The sequence below is a fragment of the Klebsiella sp. HMSC25G12 genome, from assembly GCF_001807705.1.
Lineage (GTDB): Bacteria > Pseudomonadota > Gammaproteobacteria > Enterobacterales > Enterobacteriaceae > Klebsiella > Klebsiella variicola.
In genome coordinates this window covers 52122-66182 of the sequence record NZ_KV789876.1, presented here as the reverse complement: position 1 = coordinate 66182, position 14061 = coordinate 52122, and the positions used below count along the sequence as shown (strand labels likewise).

General features: G+C 55.7%; 13 protein-coding genes and 1 pseudogene. 7 read left to right on the top strand and 7 right to left on the bottom strand.

Translation table 11 applies throughout. From position 1 onward, the window contains the following. Positions 1 to 144 precede the first annotated feature (144 nt). Positions 145 to 906 carry a 2-dehydro-3-deoxy-D-gluconate 5-dehydrogenase KduD gene (gene kduD, locus HMPREF3096_RS10965; protein ID WP_002916003.1) on the bottom strand — a complete coding sequence of 254 codons (762 nt, stop codon included), beginning with the start codon at positions 904 to 906 and terminating at the stop codon, positions 145 to 147. Between the two features lie 486 nt (positions 907 to 1392). Between kduD and HMPREF3096_RS10960 the strand changes: the two genes are divergently transcribed. Then, positions 1393 to 2568, top strand: a complete 1176-nt coding sequence (locus HMPREF3096_RS10960) for an oligogalacturonate lyase family protein (protein WP_032731212.1) — start codon at positions 1393 to 1395, stop codon at positions 2566 to 2568. 133 nt (positions 2569 to 2701) lie between these two features. On the opposite strand, the gene ompK26 is transcribed toward HMPREF3096_RS10960, so the two are convergent. From ompK26 to HMPREF3096_RS10945, 3 genes are all read right to left on the bottom strand, one after another. Further along, a complete protein-coding gene (gene ompK26, locus HMPREF3096_RS10955; protein ID WP_012967271.1) occupies positions 2702 to 3397 on the bottom strand; it encodes a KdgM family porin OmpK26 in 696 nt (231 codons plus the stop codon). A 249-nt stretch (positions 3398 to 3646) separates the two neighbouring features. Beyond that, a complete protein-coding gene (locus HMPREF3096_RS10950) occupies positions 3647 to 4825 on the bottom strand; it encodes an acetyl-CoA C-acetyltransferase (protein ID WP_008806357.1) in 1179 nt (392 codons plus the stop codon). A 118-nt stretch (positions 4826 to 4943) separates the two neighbouring features. Next, positions 4944 to 5813: a LysR family transcriptional regulator gene (locus HMPREF3096_RS10945; RefSeq protein WP_008806358.1), complete on the bottom strand. Its 870-nt coding sequence runs from the start codon at positions 5811 to 5813 to the stop codon at positions 4944 to 4946. 102 nt (positions 5814 to 5915) lie between these two features. Between HMPREF3096_RS10945 and HMPREF3096_RS10940 the strand changes: the two genes are divergently transcribed. The 6 genes from HMPREF3096_RS10940 (at position 5916) to mkrJ (ending at position 11266) form a co-directional block, all read left to right on the top strand. After that, complete coding sequence (locus tag HMPREF3096_RS10940) at positions 5916 to 6377, top strand: multidrug/biocide efflux PACE transporter (RefSeq protein WP_008806359.1); 462 nt, start codon at positions 5916 to 5918, stop codon at positions 6375 to 6377. A 124-nt stretch (positions 6378 to 6501) separates the two neighbouring features. Then, entirely contained in the window at positions 6502 to 7731 is a 1230-nt protein-coding gene (locus tag HMPREF3096_RS10935) for an amino acid permease (protein WP_008806360.1), read from the top strand. 119 nt (positions 7732 to 7850) lie between these two features. Further along, positions 7851 to 8729: an aldo/keto reductase family oxidoreductase gene (locus HMPREF3096_RS10930; protein ID WP_012540635.1), complete on the top strand. Its 879-nt coding sequence runs from the start codon at positions 7851 to 7853 to the stop codon at positions 8727 to 8729. Positions 8730 to 9111: 382 nt separating this feature from the next. Continuing rightward, positions 9112 to 9816, top strand: a complete 705-nt coding sequence (gene mrkH / locus HMPREF3096_RS10925; protein ID WP_008806362.1) for a transcriptional activator MrkH — start codon at positions 9112 to 9114, stop codon at positions 9814 to 9816. 17 nt (positions 9817 to 9833) lie between these two features. Further along, positions 9834 to 10406 carry a transcriptional regulator MrkI gene (locus HMPREF3096_RS10920; protein ID WP_162822758.1) on the top strand — a complete coding sequence of 191 codons (573 nt, stop codon included), beginning with the start codon at positions 9834 to 9836 and terminating at the stop codon, positions 10404 to 10406. 143 nt (positions 10407 to 10549) lie between these two features. Further along, a complete protein-coding gene (gene mkrJ / locus HMPREF3096_RS10915; protein ID WP_032731214.1) occupies positions 10550 to 11266 on the top strand; it encodes a cyclic-di-GMP phosphodiesterase MrkJ in 717 nt (238 codons plus the stop codon). A 35-nt stretch (positions 11267 to 11301) separates the two neighbouring features. Here the strand turns inward: mkrJ and mrkF are convergent, their stop codons facing one another. The 3 genes and pseudogenes from mrkF to mrkC form a co-directional block, all read right to left on the bottom strand. Further along, positions 11302 to 11937, bottom strand: a complete 636-nt coding sequence (gene mrkF / locus HMPREF3096_RS10910) for a type 3 fimbria minor subunit MrkF (RefSeq protein ID WP_032731215.1) — start codon at positions 11935 to 11937, stop codon at positions 11302 to 11304. A 13-nt stretch (positions 11938 to 11950) separates the two neighbouring features. Next, positions 11951 to 12946 carry a type 3 fimbria adhesin subunit MrkD gene (gene mrkD, locus HMPREF3096_RS10905; protein WP_012540632.1) on the bottom strand — a complete coding sequence of 332 codons (996 nt, stop codon included), beginning with the start codon at positions 12944 to 12946 and terminating at the stop codon, positions 11951 to 11953. Beyond that, positions 12937 to 14061: pseudogene (mrkC, locus tag HMPREF3096_RS31425) on the bottom strand (type 3 fimbria usher protein MrkC); the annotation flags it as partial. The pseudogene mrkC and the gene mrkD, both read right to left, overlap by 10 nt.

Here is a 14061-nt window from a genome sequence, read left to right as displayed (position 1 = left end):
TTGTCATAGTGAATAACCCTGTCCATACAGGGCAGTAACATTAATCAGGCGATATAGAATATGGACGATTATCACTTATTGATATGGACAATAATTGCTCACTCGGCCGGTGCGATACTCACCGCCCCGGCCTCGCGGAGGGGGTTAGCGCGCCAGCCAGCCGCCGTCCACCGCCACCGTATAACCATTGATGTAATCGGAGGCTGAGGAGGCGAGGAATACCACCGGCCCCATCAGATCGGCCGGCAGGCCCCAGCGTCCGGCGGGAATGCGGTCGAGAATTTCGCTGCTACGCTGTTCGTCAGCGCGCAGCTGCTGGGTGTTATTGGTCGCCATATACCCCGGAGCGATGGCGTTGACGTTGATATTGTGTTTGGCCCATTCGTTCGCCAGCAGGCGGGTCACGCCCATCACCGCGCTTTTGGACGCCGTATACGATGGCACACGGATCCCGCCCTGGAAAGACAGCATGGAGGCGATGTTAATGATCTTCCCGCCGCTGCCCTGGGCGATAAAGTGCTTCGCCGCCGCCTGGGACATGAAAAATACGCTCTTGATGTTCAGGTTCATGACGTCGTCCCAGTCCTTTTCGCTGAACGCCAGCGCGTCCTCGCGGCGGATCAGCCCGGCGTTATTGACCAGAATATCAATATGGCCGAACTCCGCCACCGCACGCTCCAGCAGCTGGGGGATACCGTCGATCTGGCGCAGGTCGGCGGTCAGGCTGAGAAAGCGGCGTCCCAGCGCCGTCACCCGTTCGATGGTTTCCACTGGCTCGACGATATTGATACCAACAATATCGCAACCTGCTTCCGCCAGCCCGAGGGCCATTCCCTGACCTAAACCGGTATCGCATCCGCTCACGACGGCTACTTTTCCCTGCAGGGAGAATGCATCAAGAATCATAATGTGTTCCTTAATCGTTCAGAGCCTGCTGCGTGCAGGCAAGGTTCTCTCGGCCCTGCCCACGCCGATGGCGGAGCTGAGCGTGGGGTGAACTCTCGGGCATAGCCCACCATAATGAAAATAAAACAGAGTTCCGTTTTTGCTGATGAGTGCCATCTTAGCCCTGCCCCCTGTCATTTTCAATAATATTTAAAACGATGTTTCATTTTTTATGATGGCGATTACAAAAAAAGAAAAAGCGAAGGCACCCGGCGGCACGCGCCGGGCGGGAGAGGTGTTAAAAGGACGATGATTCAACCGGTTGTCTGGAGAGGCGAACAAAGAGAGGCCAGCAGGCCGCTGAAAATGCGGGAATTACGCTGAACTGCGTGAGGCATCACAAATAATGAAACGACGTTTTGATAAATTAACACTCATCTTTTAAAACACATCACACAGCGACACGCCTCTGGTCCAGCGGCATCGCAGGAAAGAAAGGAGCACTACATGGCTAAAGGCATGCGGGTCAAACTGAATTATCACGTCAGCCACGATCCGGATACCGGGGCGGAAGTTACCCGCTTAACCCCTCCGGAGGTCACCTGTCATCGCAACTACTTCTATCAGAAGTGTTTTTTTAACGATGGCAGCCATTTACTGTTCGCCGGCGAGTTTGACGGCCACTGGAACTACTATCTGCTGGATATCGCCAGCGCCGAGGCCATCCAGCTGACGGAAGGCGCCGGGGATAACACCTTCGGCGGCTTCCTCTCCCCGGACGATAAGTCGCTTTATTACGTGAAAAATGACCGCACCCTGCTGGAGGTGAATCTGACCACCCTCGTTGAGCGCGAAGTTTATCGCGTCAGCGATGACTGGGTCGGCTACGGCACCTGGGTGGCAAACAGCGATTGCAGCAAACTGGTGGGCATTGAGATTGCGAAAAGCGACTGGACGCCGCTCAACGACTGGCAGATTTTTCATGACTTCTTTCACAAAGGACCACACTGCCGCCTGCTGCGCGTCGATCTGCACAGCGGTGAGAGCCAGGTGATCCATGAGGAAAAAATCTGGCTGGGACACCCGATCTATCGTCCCTTCGACGACCACACCATCGCCTTCTGCCATGAAGGGCCGCACGATCTGGTGGACGCCCGCATGTGGCTGGTCAATGAAGATGGCAGCCACGTCCGCAAAGTGAAAACGCATGCCCCGGGCGAAAGCTGCACCCATGAATTCTGGGTACCGGACGGTTCGGCGCTGATCTACGTCTCCTATCTGAAAGGTCAGCAGGGGCGGACTATCTATCGCTTTGATCCCGAAAGCGGCGTCAACGAGGCCCTGATGACGATGCCGGCCTGCTCGCATCTGATGAGCAATTTCGACGGCACGCTGCTGGTGGGCGATGGCTCAGGGACCCCGGTGGATGTCAAAGATACCGGCGGCTACTCCATTGATAACGATCCTTATCTGTATGTCTTTAACGTGGCGCAAAAACGCTACTTCCGCGTCGCGCGTCATGATACCTCGTGGGCGACGGTGGCCAACAGCCGTCAGGTGACTCACCCACACCCCTCGTTTACCCCTGACGACAGCGCCATTCTGTTCAGCTCCGATAAAGACGGTAAACCGGCCATCTATATCGCGAAATTACCCGAGCATCCGCCAATGCTGAGCGCCTGATCCACGCCACACTTCTTTCTGTCACTGGCCTTGCCCTCCTTCGCGGAGGGCTTTTTTGTCCCTTCTCTTTCCCCCATAAAAAACCCCGGCTGACGGCGCCGGGGAAAACAAACGATGAGGGCTGAATGGTCTGTCAGAACGAGTAGGCCACCCCAACACGGAAGCGGGTCTGACGATCGCTGCGGTCGTTCACCCCGACGTTGCCAATTTCACCATACGGTGACCAGTTGTTATCCAGCTTATAAGCCACCTTCACGTTATATTCCTGCGAGTAGGGTTTGTTGTCGTTGCGGCTGACCCCTTCGGAACTGCGGGCATAGACATAGTTCAGCTCTGTACGCCAGTCACCAAGCGCAAACCCGGCCCACGCGTCGCCGCGGTTAACTTTGTCATCATCTTTACCGGCGTTGTTCGGATAACGGGTGTATTCATAGCGATAGCGAGCGGCGACATAGAAGCCGTTGTCGAAGCTGTATTGCACGTGGAGGTGCGGCTTGTAGATGGAGCGGCTGTCGTTGCTCTCAATGGTAAACCCGGGGGTGAGGAAAAAGTTCGACGTTGCTTTCCAGCGCCAGCTGATGGTGTCTTCATGTCCATTACCCACCACGTCTGAATAGGGCTGCGAACCGTTGTCGCCACCCGAGCGCCATTTGGCCTCGACGGTAAAGCCTAGCCCGTTGGCAAAACGGTGGGAAACGGAGACGCGGTCGGCGTTACTTTTATCGCTCTTGCCGCCATCTATAAATTCATGACGTAAATCTATCGTTACCGCAGTCGCCGCAAAAGACATACCACAGAGGGCGGCCAGAACCAGAGATCGTTTTAACATAGGGTACCCCTTATAATAAATAAAATGTCATTTCGTTTTTATGAAACGTTATTTTATTTTTTAAGCACCTTAGTTTTAGTGACCAGGATCGTAGTTATTTGTTTCAAAAAATGTGGCACAACAAGACGTGACGGAGCTCAATAAATTCGCCAGGGGGGAAGTGAAATACGCGAGAAAAAGCAGGGTTCGGCAAAGTGCGGCGCATAAAAAAGGCCTCCCGCAGGAGGCCATGTAGATCGAGACAGAGTGTCAGGCGCGCTCTACCGCCAGCGCCACGCCCTGACCGCCGCCGATGCACAGCGTCGCCAGCCCTTTACGGGCATCACGCTTGATCATTTCATGCACCAGCGATACCAGGATCCGGCAGCCGGAGGCGCCGATGGGGTGACCGAGGGCGATAGCGCCGCCGTTGACGTTGACCCGCCGTTCATCCCACTCCAGTACCCGGCCAACCGAGATCGCCTGAGCGGCAAAGGCCTCATTGGCTTCGATCAGATCGACGTCGTCCAGCCGCCAGCCGGCCCGCTCCAGACAGCGACGGGTGGCGTGCACCGGGGCAATGCCCATCAGCGCCGGATCGACCCCGACGCTGGCGAAGGCGCGGATCCGCGCGAGGATCGGCAGCCCCAGTTCAAGGGCTTTGGCTTCACTCATCATCATCACCGCCGCCGCGCCGTCGTTGATGCTGGAGGCGTTGCCGGCGGTCACCGACCCGAGGCGGTCGAAGGTGGGCTGCAGGCTGGCCAACCCTTCCGCGCTGGCATCCACCCGCGGTTGTTCATCGGTATCCACGGTGCGCGCCGCGCCGTTATGCTCGGTAATAACCGGGACAATCTCGTCGCGAAAGCGGCCGGAATCAATCGCCTTGCGCGCCTTATGCTGTGAGCTGAGCGCCCAGGCGTCCTGCAACTCGCGGCTGATGCCGTATTCCCGGGCGAGGTTTTCCGCCGTAACGCCCATATGATAATCGTTGAAGGCATCCCACAGTCCGTCATGCACCAGGCTGTCAATCAGCTGGCTGTTGCCCAACTGGGCGCCGGTGCGGCTGTCGGTGAGTACATGCGGAGCGCGGCTCATATTCTCCTGGCCGCCGGCGATCACCACATCCGCTTCCCCACACTGAATCGCCTGGGTGGCGAGGTGCAAAGCCTTCAGGCCGGAGCCGCAGACGTCGTTTATGGTAATGGCCGATACAGTGTTAGGCAGCCCGCCGCGAATTGCGGACTGCCGCGCGGGGTTTTGCCCGGTACCGGCGGTCAGCACCTGGCCGAGGATCACCTCATCCACACTCTGCGGATCGATCCCTGTCTGCTCAACCAGCGCTTTCAATACCACGCTCCCCAGCTCGACGGCTGAATGGCGCGATAAGGCGCCCTGAAAGCAGCCAATCGGCGTTCGCAGCGCCCCGACGATCACGACATCCTTCATCCTCTACCCCTGCCCGTGCTTTTGCGCAAAGAAACAGCGATATACTAGATAATTGTTATCAAAAAACTTTGTAATTGTTTAAAAAAAGTGAAGCCAATCACAAAGAAACCGCTTTTTATTAACGTTCACGCCGCTGCAGATGCTCACGCAGCCAGCTGCCGGCCGCCCCCGGCGGCGCTTTCTTATTCCACAGCAGATCGACCGAAATCGCCCGCGGCCAGCCGGGAATATCAAGCGCCACCAGCCCGCCCTGCGGCGCAAACTCCGCCACCAGCGCACAGGGCAGAATGCACCAGCCGAATCCCTGCACTGCCATGCTGAGCAGCAGCAGGTAGTTTGGCGCCGACCAGACCTGACCTGCGGCAGGTTCGGTGGCGCTGGCCAGAAAGGTGCTCAACCGCAGCTCACGCCAGCTGCGCAGCTCATCCCAGACGACCTTGCCCTGCGCCGCCAGCGGATGGTCAGGCGCCACGTAAATGCCCATCGCCGTCTGCAGCGGCAGGCGGGTGCTGCCGATGTCGGTCGGGTAGCGATCTCTGGCCTCAATCAGCCCCACCTGGGCGCGGGCTTTTTGCAGGAGATCGATCACATCCTCGTCTTCGCCAATCAAACACTCAAACTCGGTATGGGGAAAGCGGCGGTCAAACTGCACCAGCAGATCTTCCAGCACGTCCGGGTGCAGGGTGTCCGAGAGCACGAAGGTCAGTCGCGGTTCCGTCTCACCGGCGAGCGACACCGCCAGCTCATCCAACCGCTCGCTGGCGGCGAGGATCGCTTTGACGTAGCTCAGCACCTGCTCCCCCTGCGGCGTCAGCGTCGGCTGCCGCGTTGCCCTGTCAAAGAGGGTCACGCCGAGATCGGCCTCCAGGTTGGCGATAGCGGTACTGATCGTCGACTGGCTTTTACGCAGGCGACGGGCGGCAGCGGAAAACGATCCGCAGTCAACCGCCTCCACAAAGGCGGTTAACGCTTCCGGGGAATAACGCATAATCTATCTACTTTATCGATGTTTTCTATCTTTTGTTTATCATATTTTTCCATAAAATGCCGGGTAATTTCCTGTTCAGGCTAAAACTGGAGGTCGCTCGCCATGCAACAGATCCCTCATCAGCGCAAGACGCTTACGGAACGCGTTATCCACGCCATCACCTTCGAAGGACTGGCGACGCTGATCCTCGCCCCTACCGCCGCCTGGCTGATGCAGCGCTCGGTCGTGGAGATGGGCGGGCTGAGTATTCTGCTCGCCACCCTGGCGATGGTATGGAACATCATCTATAACGCGATGTTCGATCGCCTGTGGCCGGTCTCCCGCTTTCCCCGCCAGCTGAAAGTGCGTGCGCTGCACGCGCTGGGCTTTGAGACCGGATTCATCATCATTGGCGTCACCATGGTGGCGATCGTGCTGGGCGTATCGCTCTTGCAGGCGTTTATGCTGGAGATCGGCTTCATGCTCTTCTTCCTGCCCTACACCATGGCGTTTAACTGGGCATGGGACACCCTGCGCGAGCGCGTTATCCGCCGCCGCCGCCCACGCCAGCCGGCGCGCGGGTAGTGCCCCGGGCGGATCCTCCACGATCCGCCGCGACTTTATCACCAAAAACTATCGCAACAGACGAACCATAAATATGGTAAATTGCACTCCTTTTTTTTGGTTTACCGGTTGATAAAGTCGCATAATGTCTAAAATTTGGTCTAAAGAAGAAACTCTATGGAGTTTTGCCTTATATGGCACTGCAGTAGGCGCTGGGACGCTATTTCTACCGATCCAGCTGGGTTCGGCTGGCGCCATTGTCCTGTTCATCACCGCGCTGGTCGCCTGGCCGCTCACCTACTGGCCTCACAAAGCGCTAAGCCAGTTTATTCTCTCGGCCAATATCGCGCCGGGAACCGGGATCACCGGCGCAGTCAATCACTACTATGGTAAGAAAATCGGCAACCTGATCACCGGCCTCTATTTCCTCGCCTTCTTCGTCGTGGTGCTCATCTATGCCGTGGCCATCACCAACTCGCTGGCCGAGCAGGTGGCGCATCGTACGCCGGTGACCCCCACGCTGCGCGCGCTGCTGAGCCTGGGCGTTGTGCTGGTCCTCAACCTGATCTTTCTCATGGGGCGGCAGGTCACCATCAAGGTGATGGGCTTTCTGGTCTTCCCGCTTATCGCCTGCTTCCTGTTTCTCTCCCTCTATTTAATCCGCGACTGGCATCCTGAGCACCTCACCAGCCAGATGCAGTTCAGCACGCACACGCTCCATCAGATCTGGATCTCCATTCCCGTGATGGTTTTCGCTTTTAGCCATACGCCGATCATTTCTACTTTTGCTATCGACCAGCAGGAGAAACATGGCGACCTGGCCATGGGTAAATGCAAAAAAATCATGAAGGTGGCCTACACCATCATCTGCGCCAGCGTGCTGTTTTTCGTCTTCAGCTGTCTGCTGGCGATCCCGGCGACCTATATTGAAAGCGCCCGCGATCAGGGGGTGACCATCCTTTCCGCCCTGTCGATGGTGCCGGGCGCGCCCGGCTGGCTGGCGGTAACCGGCATCATCGTTGCCGTGGTCGCCATGTCGAAATCCTTCCTTGGCACCTACTTCGGGGTGATTGAAGGCGCCAGTGAAATCGTCAAGAGTTCGCTGGGGCTGGTCGGGGTGCGTAAGAGCCGCGCCTTCAACCGGGCGATGTCGATCCTGCTGGTCTCCGCCTTCACCTTTGCGGTGTGCTTTATCAACCCGAATGCCATTTCGATGATCTACGCCATCAGCGGGCCGCTTATCGCCATGATCCTGTTTATCATGCCCACGCTGTCCACCTGGCTTATTCCGGCGCTTAAACCGTACCGCTCGGTGGGTAACGCCATTACGCTGGTGGTCGGCCTGCTCTGCGTTTCAGTGATGTTCTTTGGCTAATCGCCTCTGGCGGCAGCGGCTTACCTGAGCCGCTGCCGCACATTCTGACAACATTCTCGCCCTTCCCTTTCCCCTGAGCGGATTACACTTACGGCTTAGCCACCGTAAGGAGAGTTCGTATGTCCAGTGTCACCTTATCCGGTCGCGGCACGCTCGGCGATCGCCAGGTTTATCGGTTGGGTTATGGCGCGATGCAGCTGGCCGGCCCCGGCGTCTTCGGCCCGCCGAAAGATCCCGAAGAGGCGGTGCGCGTCCTGCAGGCCGCCGTCGAGGCCGGGGTAAACCATATCGATACCTCTGATTTTTACGGTCCGCATGTGACCAATCAATTGATCCGCAAAGCGCTCCATCCCTATCCTGACGACCTGTGTATTGTCACCAAGGTTAGCGCCCGCCGCGACGAGAAGGGCAACTGGCTGCCGGCCATGTCGCCTGCCGAACTGACCCAGGCCGTCGAGGATAATTTGCGTAACCTGGGGCTCGACGTGCTGGAGGTGGTGAACCTGCGCAGTATGCTCAGCCCTCACGGCCCGGTGGAAGGCTCGCTGGAGGCGCCGCTCACTACCCTGCTGGAGCTCAAAGCGCGGGGATTGATCCGCCATATCGGCCTCAGCAACGTGACGGCAAAACAGGTCGCGGATGCGCAGAAAATGACGCCCATCGTCTGCGTGCAAAACCTCTATAACATTGCCCATCGCGCCGACGACGCGCTGGTCGATGCGCTCGCCGCGCAGCACATCGCGTGGGTGCCCTTCTTCCCGTTGGGTGGTTTTACGCCACTCCAGGCGCAGGAGCTGAACGAGGTCGCGGCCTCGCTTGAGGCGACGCCGATGCAGGTCGCCCTGGCCTGGCTGCTTCAGCGTTCGCCGAATATTCTGCTGATCCCCGGCACGTCTTCCCGCACGCATCTGGCGGAAAATATTGCCGCCGCGCAGCTGGCCCTGCCGGGCGACGCCCTGCGCATCCTCGATAATATCGCCACCCGCGCACGCCCCTGACCCGTGGGGAGAAATGGGGGGAACGACAGCTATCCTTAATATTTGCCTGGAAAAACCTCAACACTGCTGGCACTATAGATCTTACAAATGGGGTGTGATCGACGATCGTTTTCTCATTATCCCCGTTAATCAAACTACTGTTTTTATCCTTCGACCGGTCTCCAGCATGGAGGCCGTTGTCGTTTTTGTCATGACCAAAATTTGAAACTCTTGATTACAGGAAACACAATATCGAATTCCAAGTTTATACATATCAATCTGGCTGCAAAGATAGTCAATAACATCAAACGCTCATAAAAACATCTGATTAACCCAATCAGAATGTTGCTATTGCTATAAGAAAAATCAAACGCCTCACGACAACTATTTACAAGGGAAGCACATGACAGAGGGAACGATAAAGACCAGTAAGTATGAAATTATTGCTATTTTCAGAGAGGAGTTGCGCAAACGTACTGAAATTGAAATATTTTTTAACAACACGAGTATCGTAACCCAACTGACACGTGTGGATTTTGCCGAGTTCCATATTCAGACTCACCGCAAAATCCCGCCGGGGCATAAAATTCGCTTTCTCCTGCATAGTGATTCAGGGAAAATAGAGTTTAATGCACCCCTGACAAAACATGACAATAGCGGTGTGGATAAAGGTATCCGCTACGCCTTTTCTTTGCCTGAATGTCTGCAGGTCGTACAGCGCCGCCGCGATCCCCGTTTTCGTTTACGCCACGAACATGATTTTTATTGCCGCGGTCGCCATAAAAATGGCGAAAACTATCTTTTCGACATCAAAGACATTTCAGATGGCGGTTGCGCATTGATGACCAGGACGCCGAACCTGAAATTTCTCAGCCATAACGCCTTACTGAAAAATGCTGTACTGATGCTCGCGGAATATGGTGAGATCACCATTGACCTGGTGGTAAAGAATGTCATTGTTATCACCCTTGATGACGCCAATGAAGAGAGTGAAAGCTACTATCAGATATCCTGCCAGTTTAAGTTCCGCCATCTCGATGACCAGCGCAGAATAGAGAAGATACTGCTGGACCTGATCTTAGAAGCCAAGCGCAAAAAGAGAATCTGATACCCTTGGACAGTATATTGCTGTACACCAATGATAATCTCATTGGTCACTCAATCTATCACTACCTTATTGATAGCCATGAAAATATCATCCGTCTTGGTTATGGCGACGTTATCCATGGGAAACATCTACCACTGGCTCAGACGGTTATTTTCAATTTAATTAATAAGGATATTTCTGCCATCAGAATCGTCGACCTGCTGAACGCGCTTCGCCTTTCTCTGCAGCGCTGCCAACAGCCGGTACTGGTGGTGAAAAGCGACATTGTCGCCCTGTGCAGAGAGTTGATAACTATTGATAATGCTATGATTATTAGCGAAAAATCTCCATTATCTCTTTTTTCCTCTATCGTCAAGCGCGCAGAGGGCGCCAGCGAACTGCCACCGCGAAGGTTGCGCAAACAGCTGTCGCCACGGGAGTGCCAGATCCTCGAACTGCTGATTGCCAACAATAATAACAAGCGTATTGCCGCCCTGCTCGGCATTGCCCATAAAACGGTTCACAGCCATCGTATCCATATCATGCAAAAGCTGGGCATTGATAATTCCCGCGCCATGAACCAGCGTATTGCCGCACTCCATCAATGTTAAATTATGCTCCAGTAAATCAATAGCGGATAAAGCGTACTTATTCGCTGTTGATTTACATTTCCTGCCATTCCCATTAACCATCAGGTAGCCTATAATTAGTGTATCCTCTGCCTATTGTCTGACTAACCTCGTGATGAGGGATAATGAACACTAAAATAACCGAAGACAACATTTTATCTCGTAATGATATCGCTGTACGCTACGTCTTTCAGAAAATGTTTTCCCCACAAGGTACCTTAGTCGCGGTTGAATGCCTGAGCCGCTTCGATAATCTTACCGTCTCTCCTGAGTATTTTTTTCGTCATGCTACCGCGGCGGTTCGTGAGCGTATTTTTCTCGAGCAACTGGCATTGATTGAAAAACATAAAGAATGGTTTTTACACAACAACATTTCCGCCACGATTAACGTCGACGACCATATCCTGAATCTGCTGCGTCAGAAGGAAATAAAAGATAAAATTGCCGCACTCACCTGCGTCCATTTCGAAGTGACCGAAAACGCTGAGAATCTTCTCAATAATTCCCTGGCCGCCTGGCAAAACCCGCAAGATACCTCGCTGTGGCTCGATGACTTCGGCTCAGGCTATGCGGGGATTAACGCCATCAGAGGGTATCATTTTGACTATGTCAAAATTGATAAAGATTTTTTCTGGCATCTGATGCGCAAAGAGTCAGGCCGCCAGTTAATGGATGCCCTGGTGACCTTTTTATCCCGCAATCATCACAACGTGATTATTGAGGGGGTGGAAAGCGAAGACCATAAAAAATGGTTGCAGGGAATGGAATGGTTTGCCATTCAGGGCCATTACTGGCAGGAAGTCAGTATTGAACAACTGGTTGCTGACGATATTACCCGATAAAAAAAGCCGGGGATTCTCCGGCTTTTTTGCATTGCTTAATTATAAACTAATTCCCACGTTGCCCAACTGGTAATCGGCCCACTGGTGGCGCTTTTTGGCGTTGGCGAAACGTAGCCCACGTAATAGGTGAACAGCCCACCGCTGACCGCGTTTTCCTGCAAATGCACCTGATTTTGCTGCGGGTCCGCCGGGACAATTTTATTACTTTTATCCAGCGTATTATTATCATTGGTCGACAGCGCCAGATAAATATTCTGCGCCCCATCTGGCAAGGTATTGGCCAGATAGCCCGCATTCTCATTCCCGACCGCCGTCAGTAAAAAACCGTCAATCCAGCGAACGCTGACCCGTCGCACTTCGTCCTGCAAGGCGGCCCCACCGTCATGGCGCAACTGACAGTTTGACAGCGCCAGGGTAAATGGCTGCGGCTTCATAAACGCCCCGGCCCCGCGATCGTGCACTTCCGCCAGGCTGACCGGCGCCAGCCAGACGTTGCCATTGCCGGCATGCTGACCGCCATTCAGCGCGACGCTGCAGGAAATATCCGTCACCCGCCCGGCAAATTCGACCCGTCCGCGGTCATAATTGGTCTCGAAACCCCACGCCGAGGGGGCGGCGAGGCTGCCGCAGAATAGCAGCCACGCGATAGTGTGTTTCGGCAATCCCTTCATTCCCCCTCCCGTATTAATCGTACGTCAGGTTAAAGATCATATGCGACTCCACCTCGCCGGTGCTGGTCGTCGGGCCATACTGATAAAAGCGCGCGTGCAGCGGTATGGTGATGTAGCGGATCTCCTGATTATTCAAGCGGCCAACGGTGTATTTCTTATTAAACTGCAGCGGCGATCCATCCTTCAGTACCTGAATACCGACGCCTTTTGCCATACCGCTACCGGCCTTTTCATTGAGCAACGCGCCCATAGTCGCCGTCGTGCTGGTAGCCAACGTTCCGGAAAACGAGGTGCTGATGTTGGCATACCCGGTTTCGCTCAGGCCGCCGCTGCACTGCAGATCGATATTAAAATCTTTCCCGCCCGCGGTAGTGCCCACCCCTTTCAGGTCACTGCGCCGGATGGAGCCCACATCGACATTCATATTCTTCCCGCTCATCACCGTACAGGAGGGCGAGACCACGGTGATGGCGTTGGCGCTCAGATAGGTTTCGAGGATCGGGTTGCCGCCGCTCTCCCAGTCATAGGAGGTGTATTTCCCTGTTGCCAGGGTGCCGCTGCCGGTGGTTGCCGCGGTTTTGATTATCTCCAGGGTAAAGCGCGATCCCTCCAGCGAATAGTTGGTGGTACCCGATACCCGAGACGAAAAGACGTCGGGATAGACGATATTGACCGTCGCGCCGCCGCGGCTGAAACGCATGCCGATACCCGGCACGTTGGTGGAATAGATTTTATTCCCGAGATCAGTGGCCCCTGGCGCAACAATCTTCGCCGCGAAGCGGTTGGTGCCGGAGGTACAGCGATAGCTCGCGCCGCCGGGGGCGCTCATCGTCCAGTCGCGGGTGAGGATCACCGACCCCACCGGCAGATCCGGAGGCACCACCACCCTGCCCACCACCATGTCCAGCATCACCGTTGGCGAAGAAAGGCGCGTACAGACGGCCCAGGACGAGGTGGTTCCCAGCGCCATTAAGACGATAAAAAGCGTTAGTAATTTCCTCAGCGACATACGCTATCCTTTGTTGTTTGCGGTCCCAGATCCACCGAACACTGCCCGCCGCTCCACTTCACAATCGCGCGTTTGGCATTCGCATCGCTGATAAACATCATGCTGCCCTGGCCGACAACGCCGATCTCCTTACCATCAGGAGAGAAAATACTCGCCGCAAACGGCAGCGGCTCATGGTTCGCCTGGCGCACCTGCAGCGTGAGGTTGTTCTGCACCGTGGTGCCGAACGCCACCTTAACCACGCTGCCTTCCCACGGCACAACCTGCGCCACGGTGCGATCGAAGGCGACATCGTCAAGGCTACCTTTCGGGTCGATCTCGACGGCGTTAATCCGGTACGGGCGCAGATACGGCAGGATGGCGTAACCATTGCTGTCCACACGGGTGCCCGGCGACCCCGGGAGCATGGCGCCGGCAGCGTCTTTGGCTTCAATCAGCGCCATCGTCGAGCCGCTTTCCGGCGAGAGCACCACGCCGCCGCTATGGGCGATCATCGTCCCGCTGGCGCCCAGGCCGCTCTGACGATAGCCTTCGCCCTGGCTGTAGCTGCCGTTGAGCGTGGTCCATGGCGTACGGTAGCTGCCGTTGAGCGCCACGTCGTGCTGGCCTCCGGTGGCCGTGGTGGTCGACACGCCGTAGTTAAGGTTGTTTTCACTGTCCAGCGAACCGTTGATACCAATCTGCGAGCTGGCAAAGCGCGAGTTGTTGAACGAGGTGTTCGACGTCAGGTTGGCGGTGCGGTTATCGCCAAACCACAGCGGGTAGCTGAAGTTAAGTGAAATGCGATCGTCGCGGCGATGACCGGAGCTGTCTGGCGTGTAAACGCGCTGCGCGCTCGCCGACCAGGAGAGACGACCAAATGAGTTGTTGTAGCTGACCTGATACTGCTTCTCGGTCCCGGAACGGTTCCAGTAATCGGAGATACGGCCACTCAGATAAAACCCGCCCCAGCCGTCCGGCAGGTTCTGGTTCACGGTGAAGGTCATGCCGTTTTTCTGCCGCCACAGGGTGTAGTTGCTGCGGCTGTTTTTTTCCTGATCGACGGCATACAGCGCGTCGTTGAGGTTGTAATAACCTTTCGTCGAGTAGCGATACGCCGCCAGCACGATGCTGGT

What these genes read in the sequence shown, in the direction of transcription:
- HMPREF3096_RS10935 (WP_008806360.1), top strand. Translation starts at nt 6,502, where the DNA reads ATGTCTAAAATTTGGTCTAAAGAAGAAACTCTATGGAGTTTTGCCTTA.
- HMPREF3096_RS10950 (WP_008806357.1), bottom strand. Translation starts at nt 4,825, where the DNA reads ATGAAGGATGTCGTGATCGTCGGGGCGCTGCGAACGCCGATTGGCTGC.
- HMPREF3096_RS10960 (WP_032731212.1), top strand. Translation starts at nt 1,393, where the DNA reads ATGGCTAAAGGCATGCGGGTCAAACTGAATTATCACGTCAGCCACGAT.
- ompK26 (WP_012967271.1), bottom strand. Translation starts at nt 3,397, where the DNA reads ATGTTAAAACGATCTCTGGTTCTGGCCGCCCTCTGTGGTATGTCTTTT.
- mrkD (WP_012540632.1), bottom strand. Translation starts at nt 12,946, where the DNA reads ATGTCGCTGAGGAAATTACTAACGCTTTTTATCGTCTTAATGGCGCTG.
- mrkF (WP_032731215.1), bottom strand. Translation starts at nt 11,937, where the DNA reads ATGAAGGGATTGCCGAAACACACTATCGCGTGGCTGCTATTCTGCGGC.
- mrkH (WP_008806362.1), top strand. Translation starts at nt 9,112, where the DNA reads ATGACAGAGGGAACGATAAAGACCAGTAAGTATGAAATTATTGCTATT.
- HMPREF3096_RS10940 (WP_008806359.1), top strand. Translation starts at nt 5,916, where the DNA reads ATGCAACAGATCCCTCATCAGCGCAAGACGCTTACGGAACGCGTTATC.
- mkrJ (WP_032731214.1), top strand. Translation starts at nt 10,550, where the DNA reads ATGAACACTAAAATAACCGAAGACAACATTTTATCTCGTAATGATATC.
- kduD (WP_002916003.1), bottom strand. Translation starts at nt 906, where the DNA reads ATGATTCTTGATGCATTCTCCCTGCAGGGAAAAGTAGCCGTCGTGAGC.
- HMPREF3096_RS10945 (WP_008806358.1), bottom strand. Translation starts at nt 5,813, where the DNA reads ATGCGTTATTCCCCGGAAGCGTTAACCGCCTTTGTGGAGGCGGTTGAC.
- HMPREF3096_RS10930 (WP_012540635.1), top strand. Translation starts at nt 7,851, where the DNA reads ATGTCCAGTGTCACCTTATCCGGTCGCGGCACGCTCGGCGATCGCCAG.